We start from the raw sequence: 13446 nt of genomic DNA, 5'->3' as shown, positions 1-13446 counted from the left end.
CGAAGGGAGGCGGTGCACGATGGTGAACATGAGCAGACAAATCATGCTTTTATGTTTTTTTATCATTCTTTTTTGTTTCAATCAGCCTGCTTCAGCAGGGCCTTTTATTCAAACACAAGTCAATATACCGGACAAGCCTTTTTCTCCTATTATCTTTGATCCCTTTCATGTGGATGTCCGTCCAGTTCTAGGGGAAAAAAGCCGTGATCTCCAGTTTCGTGCGTCAATTACGGATCCGGAACAAATTTTGTCTGCGAACTTGTATTATAAACAAAGTGATGAGCTAGGGTACCGTTTGATCCCAATGGAACGGCTGCCAGGTATGAAGCCAGAATTTACAGCGAAAATTCCGCCAGATCAATTATGGAATTCAACCGTTCGTTACTATACAGAGTTTCTTACGCAAAAGTCCGTGATCAAAACGGCAGAACAATCTGTCCACTTAAATGGATTTGAAGAGGACCTTTCGCGCATTCCGGACTTAGTCATCACAGAAATTGTTGTCAATTCAAAAAATCGCAAAGGCAAAGATGCATTTGAATTTATTGAGGTGTATAACACAACACATGAGCCTATCTCTCTTAAACATTATCAGCTTCGCTATCGCAATCCTGCACAAGGAACTGAAATGGATGATGTGTATTCCTTTCACACAAATCCAGTCACTCTTTCACCTGGAAAACCGTATGTTTTCTGGCTGAGGAAAAAAGGACAGGAGCATTTAACTGTAGCGGACTTCAATGCTATGTACAAAAGTCAATTAAAAGAGGGAGAGCATGTATCTGTCATCGAAAGCAAAGGGCTGTCCAACTCTAAATCTCGTCTTGTTTCCATCACAACAAATATAGGGGAGGAGATTTCATCAGCAGCATTTCGCTTAAAGCCTTCATGGTTTAGTGAGCATAAATCTTTGCTATTCAAATATCCAATGGACGGTACTTCGCAAATGAAGCTGATCTCCAAAATTGAAGAAGAGCCTACGCCTGGAAAAGTGCTAAAAGCACAAATTCCATCTGAGAAAAAAGAAATTTCTCAAGATATCCATAAACCTGTGATTGAAGATATGACAGTGAGAAAACCAGTGAAACCAACTGAAAGCATAGAGATTAAAGCAGATGTACAGGATGATCAGGTCGTCAAAACCGTCAAGCTTCGCTATCGAACAAATCGGAAAGATGATTTTAAGGAGATACTGCTTCAAAAAGATCATAACGACCGGTTATTTCATCATATTATTTACTCACCTGTGTTGATTGGTAAAGAACAATTGGAATATCAGCTTGAAGCGTCAGACGGTGAAAATACAGCAATGACGATGAAAAAAATAATTGATGTGGAGCAAGTTAGCAAAGCTCATGGCCTTCGATTCAATGTAGAAGAAGGAGATACGGTTTCAGGATTATTTCCATTAAAAGCAACGTCTGATCAGAAAAAAAGCATTGAATTATTGATAGATGGAAAGCGGAATCAGCAAGTGTTTTCTGCCCTTGAAGCAGATCCATATATTGCATTTGATGTCAAAGGGACAAATTTATATTTTAAAAATGGTGTGTCCATAGGTAAGCACTTACTTTCTATTTTTGATGATTCGACAAAAGTGTATCGTACCTATACAATGCCAATACCAGAAGCAGAGATGAAAAAAGAAGGTCTCCAAACAATCTCCTTCCATGCTGGAACAAAATCTTCTCCAGTTGATCGGCTGCCTGGTGAGAATCACGATGATTTTGAATTAAAAAACGTCCGGATGATTTTGTCGAATGGAACTCAAATTCCTCCAATCAATGCAAAGCCAGAAAAAGAATGGAGAATGGGAGACAGTGGTAACGCCAAAAAGGTCAGAACATTTCAATTTGAAATACCAAAAGAAGCTTATGTTTCAACGTTTATGAAGTGGGATACAAGAAGGTTGAAAGAGGGGCCGCACCTGATTGAGGCCAAAACCTCAGACGAGCATGCATCTGTACATGTGATGGTCGATAATACAGGTCCAAAAATTAAGACCAATGTCCAAACAAAGGATCCATATAAAGGAGCCTTTACGTTAAAAGCAAAGGTAACGGATCGCTGGAGTGACATAGAGGAGATGAAGGCATATGTAGATGGCAAGCCAATTTCGTTGCCATACCAGACGTCCTCTAGCGAATTAAACCCGGGGGAACACACGTTGACAATTAAAGCAAAAGATGCAGCAGGGAACATGACGACGGTGAAAAAGAAATTCAAGACGGTGCATGAACACCCTGAGCCACCAGAACGTGTAGCAGATAAGACGAAAATGAAATCGTCAAAGCAAACTGTGCTCACCAAGGACCCAACGAATGATAAGCTGGATTATTCCTTTTACCGTGCCTATCAATATACATCGTTGCATCCATCAATGAACATTTTGAAATATGCAGCGGAGACAGAACCGCCAAAGAGCTTTAACGAAAAAGGAGAAATGATTTTTTCTCATCAAGAAAGGAATCGCATTGCATTTGCTGATGGTAAGTCAGTAGAAACGAAGGATTTACATCGTTTTCCCTATCATCGTTTTCAAATCAAGGTTCATCAAGATGTACGTGAAAAGGATGTCGTCGAGGCGATGTGGAAAGGGAGTTCATTGTCAGGGAGAAAGGTGACCATGTATGCCTGGAATCATCAGCAAGAAAAGTGGGATAAAATCACTCATCATTTTGCTAAGGATCAAAAGGAATTTTACCTGAAAGGACTGCTGTCAGTCAGACAGTACATGAAGAATCATACGTTTGATTTGCTTGTACAGGATGAAATCAGCAAAGCGCAAAAGCCATATAAGATGGTTTGGATGTCTGACACACAATATTATGCAAAGAGCTATCCTCATATCTTTAAACAAATGGTCGAGTGGATCAGAGACCAGAGAGAAAAGTTAAACATCCAATATGTGTTCCATACAGGTGACATTGTGGATGATTCAAAAGATAAACAATGGCATCGTGCTGATACGTTTATGCGTGTGTTAGATGAGCATCAAATTCCTTATGGAGTTTTAGCAGGAAATCATGATGTTCGACATAAGGACGGTTTTTATGCGGAATATGGAAAATATTTCGGGGAGAAACGCTTTGCAAATAAACCGTACTATGGTGAATCCTATAAAAACAATCGAGGTCATTATGATCTCATCTCTGCCGGTGGCAATGATTATATGATGGTATACATGGGCTGGGGGATTAAGCAAGATGAAATTGATTGGTTGAACCGTGTGATTTCTGAGCATCCAGACCGTATTGTCATTTTAAATTTCCATGAGTATTTGTTGGTCAGTGGCAACCGCAGTCCGATTGGCGACCTCATCTTCCATCAGGTAGTGAAGCGCCATCCCAATATTGTGGCAGTATTTAGCGGTCACTATCACGGAGCGAGCAGGAAAGTAGATGAGCTTGACGATGACAATGATGGTAAAGTAGACCGGAAAGTATATCAAATACTCGCTGATTATCAGTCAGGACCTGAAGGTGGACAAGGGTTTATGCGATTGATAACAGCCGATCAAGAAAAAAACCAGCTTCATTTTACGACATACTCACCTTACATGAATCAAGAGCATTTCTACGATCCTAAAACGTATGGAGATCAAGATGAATTTTCAATCGATGTGGATTTGACACCAAAAATGAAATCTGTCAAAACCAACTATTTTGAACTCAATGTGTACACAAATGTTTTGATAGGAGAGGCGCGCGGCGTAAAAAGCGGCAAAAAAGCAAGCTTTGAGTGGAAAGGCTTAAAGCCAAATGAAGACTATTATTGGTACACCGTAGCAAAAGATCGTTTTCAAGGAAAAGCGATTTCACCTATATGGAAAATTCATACAAAAGATGATCGTGAAGAAACATTTCTTAGGAAATAAAAACAGTGCTCCTTTGATAAGGGCACTGTTTATCTTTCCATTGTATGAATGAGCTTGTAACGATCTCCTCTATAAACGGAAAGAACATATTCAAACGGAATATCATTCTGAAAATAAGTCGTTCTTGCAATTGAGAGCACGGGATCGCCTGTTGAAATAGACAGCACGTGTGCTTCTTCATTTGAAGCAACATTCGCTTCAAGCTCTTGTTTTGCATGAGCAATTGTAAGGCCTGTTTGAGTCTCTATATATTCATATATAGAGCCAGTTAAATGTTCCCTTGTTAAATCTCCTGCAAATGCTTCAGGGATATAGCTCGTTTCAATCGCCATCGGTTCATCATTTGCGAGGCGTATCCGTTTGAGTTCATATATAGCATCGTCATTTGACAGTTGTAAGACAGGCAACAAGTGATCTGGGCAGACGGTTTTTGTGAAGTCAATCAGCTGGCTTGAAGCTTTAAGACCACGCTGACGCATATCCTCTGTAAAGCTTGTTAAACCTTGAAGCGGCTGTTCAAATTTTCTTCGGCTCACAAAGGTGCCTTTTCCTTTTTGTCGATACAAATATCCTTCGTTCACAAGATTCGATAAGGCTTGTCTGACAGTCATTCGACTTATACCAAAGCGTTCGGCATATTCTCTTTCAGAAGGAATGAGTGTATCAGGTGCTAATGTTCCATTCTCAATCTGTTTTTTCAAATTCTCCATAATCTGATGGTACATCGGAATAGGTGACTGCTTATCAATAAACATGTGAAAATCCTCTCGTGTTTAGCTTTAGCGTAGTGAACCAGCTTCTCGATCAATCAAAATCGTCACATCTTCATGAAGTTTCAGAGCAGATGCTGGGAAGTCTGGATGTATCTCAGTCTGTTCTAAATATTGTATCACTTCCGCTTTTGATTTTCCTGATGCAAGAAGGAGAATCTTTTTACTAGAAAGAATGCTCGCAATGCCCATGGTGATGGCATGTGTAGGCACTTCATCAATAGAAGAAAAGTATCTTGCATTGGCCTGCCGGGTATTTTCATCTAGTTGCACGACATGAGTCTTTGAGTTAAACGGAGTACCGGGCTCGTTAAAACCAATATGTCCATTTTGACCGATTCCAAGAAGTTGAAGGTCGATGCCGCCTATGTTTTGAATGAGCTGATCATATCTTAAGCATTCCTTTTCTAAATCAGGTGTAGCGCCATTTGGAAGGAAATACTGATCCTGTGGAAGATCAATGTGATCAAATAAATGACGTTTCATATAGGTCATATAACTATTTTCATGATCTGAATCAAGCCCTGCATATTCATCTAAATTGACTGTTTTTGTTTGTTTGAAAGACAATTGTTGTGATTGATGAAGGTGAATTAACTCTTGATACGTATCAAGAGGTGTACCGCCCGTTGCCAGGCCGAGTACGGCATCTGGTTTAGAAGCGATTGTGTGCGCGATCAGGGCTGCTGCTTCTTTTCCTAATTGTTCTTTATCTTCAAATTCAATGATGTTCATTAGTGGTTGGCCTCCTTTTTCTCAAAGACGATTTGTCCATGGCAGATCGTCATCATTAGTTCACCAGACTCATCCCAGATCACAAGGTCTGCTTGTTTTCCAACTTCAATCGAACCAAGCTGCTGATCAAGTCCTAGCTGAATGGCTGCATTAGTTGAGGTCATCTTTGCTATCTCTGTCCATTCACAATGTGTGATCTGTTTCATTCGTTTGACGCCATCTTTCATTCGCAGAATTGATCCTGCAAGTGTACCATCTTCCAGTAAAGCTTTTTCGCCGCTGACTGTGACTGTTTGGCCCCCAAACTCATACGTGCCATTTCCAAGTCCTTTTGCGCGCATCGAGTCTGTGATCATCATTAAACGATCACTTCCTTTTGCCAAATACGCCAGCTTGATGGAAAGTGGGTGGGAGTGTATCCCATCCGTAATCAGCTCAGTATGGAGATCCTTGTTTGTAAGAGCAGCTCCTACAGCGTTTGGTTCACGATGCTGAAACGAACTCAGTGCATTATAAAGATGTGTGACATGGCGTGCACCATGCTTTGCTGCTAATTCAATCATGTCATGATGGGCATTCGTATGTCCAATAGAAGGAATAATGTTTTTTTCTTGCAACAAGGAAAGAAAAGCAAAATCAGGGTCTTCCTCAGGTGCGAACGTGACGATTCGAATAAGCTGTTCAGAAGCATCCAGCCATTTTTCAAAAAGAGGGCGATCGGGCTGCTTTATCCATTGAACAGGCTGTGCCCCTGCTTTATCTTTAGAAATAAAAGGACCTTCAAGATGGATACCTAAACATTGTGCCTGAACGCCTGCTTGTTCTTCATTGTATTGTTTCCACTGGGCGACATTTTTAAGTGCTTGCTCTATCTCATGATGGTTTTGAGTGATGGTTGTGGCTAAAAAACTTGTCGTTCCTTCTGATGGTAAGTTGTCAGCGAGTGTATTCATGGCTTCTGATGTCGCATCCATCATATCTGCTCCATATCCGCCATGGATGTGAATATCAATCATTCCGGGAAGTAAATAAAAGTTTTCCCGGGAAATATATACTTTTTCATAATTTCCTGTCGGTGGTGTTGTTGAAATATAGTCAATCTTGCCGCCGCGTAAACCGACAAAACCGTTTGCAATCATTTCGGTCTTTGTCACAATATGAATATTGGAGAGCAATAAAGAGTTGCTCATGATTGTGCCCCCTTTAGTCATTGTCTTTGACTTAGTTTACCCTTTTTAAGTATAGTTGTCTATACCAGTAAATGAACGGAAACAGGATCAGGATAAAATACTGTTTTGGGATCATCATTGAAAGTGATAAAATAGAGCTGTATTTCTGAATCGCCTGTGATAAAAGGAGGAAGAAGCGTGCCGAAAGTTCGTACGAAGGACATAATGGAACAATTTCATCTTGAACTGGTAAGTGGGGAAGAAGGGATTAATCGTCCCATTACAATCAGTGATCTTTCCAGACCAGGTATTGAAATGGCAGGTTATTTTACATATTACCCAAAAGAAAGAGTTCAACTTTTAGGGAAAACAGAGCTTTCTTTTTTTGAACAGCTCCCAGAACGCGAACGAAAGCAGAGAATGATGTCTCTTTGTACTGATATTACCCCTGCAATTATTTTGTCACGAGATCGTGAAGTGCCGAAGGAATTAATTGAAGCTTCAAATGAAAATGGTGTACCTGTGTTACGTTCAAGCCTAAAAACGACAAGACTTTCGAGTCGTTTGACCAACTTTTTAGAAAGCAAGCTTGCACCTACGACCGCGATTCATGGCGTACTCGTTGATGTATATGGTGTAGGTGTATTGTTAATTGGAAAAAGCGGAGTAGGAAAAAGTGAAACAGCCTTAGAATTAGTGAAGAGAGGACACAGGCTGGTCGCAGATGATTGCGTGGAAATCCGTCAAGAGGATCAGGATACGTTAGTCGGAAGCGCACCAGAGCTGATTGAACATCTTTTAGAAATCCGTGGATTAGGCATCATTAATGTGATGACCTTATTTGGAGCTGGGGCTGTCAGAAGCTATAAGAGAATTACGATTGTCATGAACCTTGAGCTTTGGGAACAAGGCAAACAGTACGATCGTTTAGGACTTGAAGAAGAGAAGATGCGAATCATCGATACAGATGTACCGAAGCTGACCATTCCTGTCCGCCCTGGTCGAAACTTAGCGGTTATCATTGAGGTGGCTGCGATGAACTTCAGGTTAAAACGCATGGGACATAATGCGGCGGAACAATTTACAAGTAAACTAGCCGATGTCATTGAAGACAATGGCCAAGATGAATAGGAGTTGTCTATATGAACGAAGCGATTCAGCCAATTGATCCGATTGCTTTTCAGCTCGGACCTCTTTCGGTTCATTGGTATGGTGTGATCATTGGGGTCGGAGCTTTACTAGGACTCTGGCTCGCACTGAGAGAATGTGAGAAAAGAGGAATCAATAAAGATACGTTTATTGATTTAATCTTATTTGCCATTCCAATAGCGATTATTTGTGCACGAATTTATTATGTATCCTTCGAATGGGATTACTATCAGCAGCACCCAAATGAAATCATTAAGATTTGGCATGGCGGAATTGCCATTCATGGCGGGCTGATAGGTGCTGTGCTGACAGCGATCGTATTTGCAAAAGTGAAAAAGGTGTCCTTCTGGAAAATAGCCGATGTAGCAGCACCTAGTATTTTACTAGCGCAGGCCATTGGACGCTGGGGGAACTTTATTAATCAGGAAGCGCATGGTGAGGCTGTTTCAAGAGCCTTTTTAGAGAATTTGCATTTGCCTGAGTTTATCATTAATCAAATGTATATTGATGGGACGTATTATCACCCAACGTTCTTATACGAATCATTATGGAATCTTGCCGGTGTTGTGATCTTGATTTTATTACGTAGAACATCGATGCGCAGAGGCGAAATCTTCTTGTCTTATTTAATTTGGTATTCAATCGGTCGTTTCTTTATAGAAGGTATGAGAACGGACAGTTTGATGCTGACAGAACATCTTCGAATCGCTCAAATGATTTCGATTGCCATTTTTGTAGTGGCTGTTCTGCTGATGATCTTTAGAAGAATAAAAGGGTACGCATCGATTCCGTATAAAGAGAACAACTCATCGAATTAAAGCAGGGGGATCAGAAGAGATGGGGGATACATGGAAAAACGGCTTAAAAGCAGGGCTATCGACAACTTGGACACTTGGAAAAGTCATCTTTCCAGTTACCATTCTCGTCAGTATCTTGCAGCATACGCCTGTTATGGATTGGATCATTCGATTCATACGGCCATTTATGGGGTTGTTTGGTCTTTCAGGAGAAGCGGCCATTCCACTTGTATTAGGAAATGTGCTGAATTTGTATGCGGGCATAGCTGCCATTTTGACACTAGATCTTCCTGTGAAGGAAGTGTTTATTTTGGCCGTGATGCTGTCCTTTTGCCATAACCTGATCATCGAATCGACTGTGGCAGCAAAGGTTGGACTGAGAGTGTCTGTCATTTTGCTTGTCAGAATCAGTCTTGCTGTTATTTCGGCTATTGTCATTCATCTCGTTTGGCAGGGAGGCCAGGAGCCGGCACAATATGGACTGCTGACAGCAGCTCAGACGGCTGATGTGCCTTCCAGCTGGTACATGATCGTCCTTCTCGCTTTACAAAAAGCCGTACTCGGTGTGCTCCAGCTCGCCTGTATCGTCATCCCTCTCATGATCATCATTCAATTCATGAGAGATTTAGGATGGCTCCATACGCTGTCTAAGTGGCTGTCTCCATTTACGAGAATGCTTGGAATGAAAGAAAATACGTCGATGACGATGGTCGCTGGGTTAACCATTGGTCTGGCATACGGAGCTGGCGTGATGATGAAGGCAGTGGAAGAGGACGGCGTGAGTAAAAAAGATTTAACCCTTGCTTTCATTTTCCTTGTTGCCTGCCATGCAGTGGTCGAAGACACGCTGATATTTATTCCACTTGGGATTCCTGTGTGGCCGCTTCTTGTCATCCGCCTGATATCTGCTATTTTATTAACAGCTGCCATTAGCTATATTTGGCGAAAGCGCGAGCTCGCAGCTGTTAGAAAGGAAGCCATATGAACGAATCAACTATTAACACCGTGCTGTTTGATTTAGATGGCACATTAATCAATACGAATGAATTAATTATTGCTTCATTTCAACATACGCTTGATCATTATTACCCTGGTCAGTACAGCCGTGAAGAGATCCTCCATTTCATTGGTCCGTCATTATTTGATACATTCTCTGCGATGGACCCTGATCTAACGAATGACATGATTCAGATGTACCGTACGTTTAATCATGAACAGCATGATCTGCTCGTGACTGAATATGAGACTGTTATAGATACATTGAAAGTCTTGCAGGATCGAGGATTTAAGCTTGGAATTGTCACAACAAAGATACGTGACACAGTGTTAATGGGATTGAAGCTGACCGGTTTAGAGCCATTCTTTGAGGTGATTGTGACGCTCGATGATGTCCAAAATGAAAAGCCGCATCCGGAGCCTGTCCAGCTGGCATTATCCAAGCTTGGCAGTGATCCACATGAAGCGGTGATGGTTGGCGATAATTATCACGATATTTTGTCTGGTCAAGCGGCGGGGACAAAAACAGCAGGTGTTGCTTGGTCAATTAAGGGAGAAGAGGCCCTTTTAAAGCATCGTCCTGATTTTATGCTAAAGAAAATGAGTGATCTCCTGGCGATTGTTGGAGCTGATTGAGTTGAGAAAAACAGATCGTTATCCTGTAAAAGGGGTCAATTCGTTACGACAAGTCTATCGGACGGTCCCCTTTTTCAAAGTGGTGAAAAACTTTATTTTCATTCAAATCGCACGGTACACGCCTTTTATGGGAATGAAAAATTGGATATACCGAACCTTTCTTCGTATGAAGGTCGGCGAAGATACAGCGTTTGCCTTAATGGTCATGGTGGATCTCATGTTTCCTGAGAAAATCACGGTCGGTCGAAATTCGGTGATTGGCTATAACACAACCATTTTGACCCATGAGTATTTGATTAAAGAATACAGACTTGGGGAAGTCTATATTGGGGATGAAGTCTTAATTGGAGCCAATTCCACCATTTTACCTGGTGTGACCATTGGGGATGGGGCGATCGTGTCGGCTGGTACACTTGTTCATAAGGATGTTCCAGCAGGCTCATTTGTTGGAGGAAATCCAATGCGCATGATTTATACGAAAGAAGAAATGAAAGCACGTCAATCTACGTCTGCTGAGTAGCTCGGCAGACTTTTTTGTTGACAATATGTTATGGTGTAACTATAATGATTACAACAGAGGTGAGAAAACATGAAAATCAGCAGCAGATTTACTGTCGCTGTCCATATTCTGGCCTTGCTATCACTTGAAAAAGGATCATTACAGACATCGGAGGATATCGCGGGAAGTGTGAATACAAACCCAGTGGTCATCCGCCGTATTATGAGTAAATTAAAAAAAGCAGGCTTAATCTCAACGAGTCTTGGCAAAGGCGGTTCTCAGCTGAACCGCAGTGAAGACGATATCACGCTGCTTGATGTGTATAAAGCGGTTGAAGTGGTGGATGAGGGAGAATTGTTTCAAATCCATGAAAGCCCAAATCCTGACTGTCCGATCGGTGCAAATATCCAGGCTGTGCTTGAGTTAATCTTGTGCCGCGCTCAAAGTGCGATGGAGCAAGTGCTTGCTGAGATCAAATTAAGTGAACTAACGCAGGTGTTAATCAAAAAAATTGGATGATCTATTCAATTTTTTTTACCTCTGTTGTAACTGAATTGGTTACATCTTTGTTTATCAAATAAAATCATTTTACAGGAGGAATTCATATGAAAATCGGTATTATTGGCGCTACAGGTAAAGCAGGACAGGAAATTGTAAAAGAGGCTCAATCAAGAGGACATGAGGTAACAGCCATCGTTCGAGATGCGAAAAAAGTGACAGATTCATCCGTAGCTGTTATTGAGAAGGATGTGTTTCATTTACAAGCAGAAGACATCAAAGGCTTTGATGTTATCGTCAATGCATTTGGCGCACCTGCTGGACAAGAGCACCTTCACGTAGAGGCAGGGAAAAAGCTGATTGATATTTTGAAAGAGGTACCCGATACGCGTTTAATCGTTGTGGGCGGAGCGGGCAGTCTATTTGTTGATGAAGCCAAAACAACAAGACTTGTTGATACACCAGAATTTCCAAAGGAGTATGTGCCTACTGCTTCACAGCAAGGTGAAAACCTAAAAGACCTTCAACAAACCGAAGGATTCAAATGGACTTTCCTCAGCCCTGCTGCATTCTTTGATCCAGCTGGCAAACGCACAGGTTCTTATGTGAAAGGGAAAGACCAACTGATTGTCAATTCTAAAGGTGACAGCTATGTGAGCTATGCCGACTACGCCATTGCGCTTGTCGATGAAATTGAGCAGGCTGCCCATGTTGGAGAACGTTTTACCGTTGTATCTGAAGGAGAATAAGTGATTCGTTGCCGCTAAAAACGATGAGTGAGGAGTTTAACGTATGAATGATCAAGAATTGTCTCTCATTTATGTATGGGATGCGTATTGTGGCTGGTGTTATGGGTTTTCCAACAGTATCCGTACTTTGCATGAGAACCATCCTGAAATGTCACTGACGCTCGTATCTGGCGGCTTATTTGTAGGAGAAAGAAGTCTTCCAATAAAGGAATATCCACATATATCAGAAGCAAATCAACGGATCAGTCAGCTAACTGGCGTTGAGTTTGGTGAACGTTATCAGAAGCTGCTAGCAAACGGGACATTTCTCTTAGACTCTGAGGCTGCAGCCATTGGGTTTTCAGCATTAAGATCCGTTGCTCCAGATCGTGCATTGTACTTGGCAGCATCGATGCAAAAGGCTTTTTATCAAGACGGAAAAAGCCTGAGCGATGATGAAACGTATCAGGAGATCGCTCTGGCACATCATCTTGATCCTAATGCCGTCATTGAACGAATGAAAACAAAAGAAGTCATCAATGATGCGTATGCCGACTTTGCGAAGGTTCATCAACTTCAAGTGAATGGATACCCTACCCTTTTATTAAAAAAAGGGGATGAATACTTCAGTGTAGGTGGAGGAGCGATGACAGCTGAAAAGCTTGAGGAGCGCCTGAAGGAAATCATAGAAGCATCATCATGAAAAAAACCATCCTCTATTCGGATAGAGGATGGTTTTTCATGTTTTCAAAGAGAAATTGTTCTAGGCTTTAATGATAATCGCCTGCCTGCCCATCTGTTCCCAAGAATCTTCAAACTGATCGCGATCGACTTTTTGATTCTTTTCTCCGTATGGGTTATTTAAGTAGACATGCTCCTTGTCATAGCCTGTGATGACCACGCTATGCATATTAAAGCTTACATCTATTTTGCCATTTGGTGTATTCCATGTTTCCATGTTATCTATTTTGTCAAAGGTGGATGTGGTAATCACCCAAACAGGATACCCTTTTTCAAGTGATTGATAGACGGCCTTTTTGACAGGTTTTCCGCTTAAGTCGACGACTTGAGCGCCCGCATGTTTTTTCGCAAGCTGATAAATAGGTTCATGGTATACACCAAGACCTGGTCCATTCTCCATATCGCCTACAAACCCGTCATGTGGGTCTCCTTTTAAGCCATTTTCATAATTGAGTGGAACACGTTTAATTTCATTTGCCAATGTGTCTTTCGTCACTTGCTCGTAGCCGCTGTAATGAAGAAGCATCGCTAAGCTTGTGACTTCGCATCCATTATAAAGCTTTGGGGCATCCATTTGATTGTAGAGGATGACGTCCATGGCTTTTTTGCTTCCTTTTAAGGAAGAATAGGTGGTATCTGTTTTTTTCGTTGATCGTGTTTCTTCAGCTGCGAGTGCCGTATCGTTTTCTTTTTCTTTGGCTGCTTCGTGTGGTGAAGCTGTCTTCTTGACTTGGTCGATTTGTGTCACGTATATAAATCCGAAATAAACAAGGCATGCGCACAACAAAGTTAAGATTAATGTCTGGATGAACTTCACTGTAATCTCCTGTGTTATTCAATATTTTTATGTA

The 13446-nt window shown here is 41.5% G+C and carries 13 protein-coding genes; 9 read left to right on the top strand and 4 right to left on the bottom strand.

Translation table 11 applies throughout. The features are described 5' to 3' along the window. The first annotated feature begins 19 nt into the window (after positions 1–19). Positions 20–3877: a metallophosphoesterase gene (locus tag MHI33_RS18765; protein ID WP_065097955.1), complete on the top strand. Its 3858-nt coding sequence runs from the start codon at positions 20–22 to the stop codon at positions 3875–3877. Between the two features lie 29 nt (positions 3878–3906). On the opposite strand, the gene MHI33_RS18760 is transcribed toward MHI33_RS18765, so the two are convergent. The 3 genes from MHI33_RS18760 to nagA are packed head-to-tail and all read right to left on the bottom strand — an operon-like array spanning position 3907 to position 6572. Further along, on the bottom strand, positions 3907–4632 hold the full coding sequence (locus MHI33_RS18760) for a GntR family transcriptional regulator (RefSeq protein WP_106067324.1): 726 nt from the start codon (positions 4630–4632) through the stop codon (positions 3907–3909). A gap of 24 nt (positions 4633–4656) precedes the next feature. Further along, positions 4657–5382, bottom strand: coding sequence for a glucosamine-6-phosphate deaminase (gene nagB, locus MHI33_RS18755; protein WP_340913106.1), 726 nt, complete (start codon positions 5380–5382; stop codon positions 4657–4659). After that, positions 5382–6572 carry an N-acetylglucosamine-6-phosphate deacetylase gene (gene nagA / locus MHI33_RS18750; protein ID WP_106067322.1) on the bottom strand — a complete coding sequence of 397 codons (1191 nt, stop codon included), beginning with the start codon at positions 6570–6572 and terminating at the stop codon, positions 5382–5384. Before nagA ends, nagB begins: the two co-directional genes overlap by 1 nt. Positions 6573–6749: 177 nt before the next feature. Here nagA and hprK point away from each other — a divergent pair, with 177 nt between their 5' ends. The 8 genes from hprK to MHI33_RS18710 all read left to right on the top strand — a co-directional run bounded on the left by hprK (position 6750) and on the right by MHI33_RS18710 (position 12557). Then, a complete protein-coding gene (hprK, locus tag MHI33_RS18745; RefSeq protein ID WP_003212943.1) occupies positions 6750–7682 on the top strand; it encodes an HPr(Ser) kinase/phosphatase in 933 nt (310 codons plus the stop codon). Positions 7683–7693: 11 nt separating this feature from the next. Further along, complete coding sequence (gene lgt, locus MHI33_RS18740) at positions 7694–8518, top strand: prolipoprotein diacylglyceryl transferase (protein ID WP_106067321.1); 825 nt, start codon at positions 7694–7696, stop codon at positions 8516–8518. 19 nt (positions 8519–8537) lie between these two features. Then, positions 8538–9482, top strand: a complete 945-nt coding sequence (locus MHI33_RS18735) for a nucleoside recognition domain-containing protein (RefSeq protein ID WP_044139376.1) — start codon at positions 8538–8540, stop codon at positions 9480–9482. Continuing rightward, positions 9479–10129, top strand: coding sequence for a pyrophosphatase PpaX (gene ppaX / locus MHI33_RS18730; protein ID WP_065097960.1), 651 nt, complete (start codon positions 9479–9481; stop codon positions 10127–10129). Before MHI33_RS18735 ends, ppaX begins: the two co-directional genes overlap by 4 nt. 1 nt (position 10130) lies before the next feature. Then, positions 10131–10649, top strand: a complete 519-nt coding sequence (locus tag MHI33_RS18725; RefSeq protein WP_106067319.1) for an acyltransferase — start codon at positions 10131–10133, stop codon at positions 10647–10649. A gap of 69 nt (positions 10650–10718) precedes the next feature. Beyond that, the gene (locus MHI33_RS18720; protein WP_003213266.1) at positions 10719–11147 is read left to right on the top strand and encodes an Rrf2 family transcriptional regulator; all 429 of its coding nucleotides are present in this window, start codon (positions 10719–10721) and stop codon (positions 11145–11147) included. Between the two features lie 86 nt (positions 11148–11233). Beyond that, entirely contained in the window at positions 11234–11875 is a 642-nt protein-coding gene (locus MHI33_RS18715; protein WP_340913097.1) for an NAD(P)-dependent oxidoreductase, read from the top strand. Positions 11876–11918: 43 nt separating this feature from the next. Beyond that, complete coding sequence (locus tag MHI33_RS18710) at positions 11919–12557, top strand: DsbA family protein (protein ID WP_268483126.1); 639 nt, start codon at positions 11919–11921, stop codon at positions 12555–12557. A gap of 60 nt (positions 12558–12617) precedes the next feature. Here MHI33_RS18710 and MHI33_RS18705 read toward each other — a convergent pair whose 3' ends face one another. After that, a complete protein-coding gene (locus MHI33_RS18705) occupies positions 12618–13412 on the bottom strand; it encodes a C39 family peptidase (RefSeq protein ID WP_340913093.1) in 795 nt (264 codons plus the stop codon). Positions 13413–13446 lie beyond the last annotated feature (34 nt).

It is taken from the genome of Bacillus sp. FSL K6-2971 (assembly GCF_038006405.1).
Classification (GTDB): domain Bacteria; phylum Bacillota; class Bacilli; order Bacillales; family Bacillaceae; genus Bacillus; species Bacillus pumilus.
The sequence above is the reverse complement of the archived record's forward strand: the minus strand, read 5'-3'. Positions and strand labels throughout refer to the sequence as shown.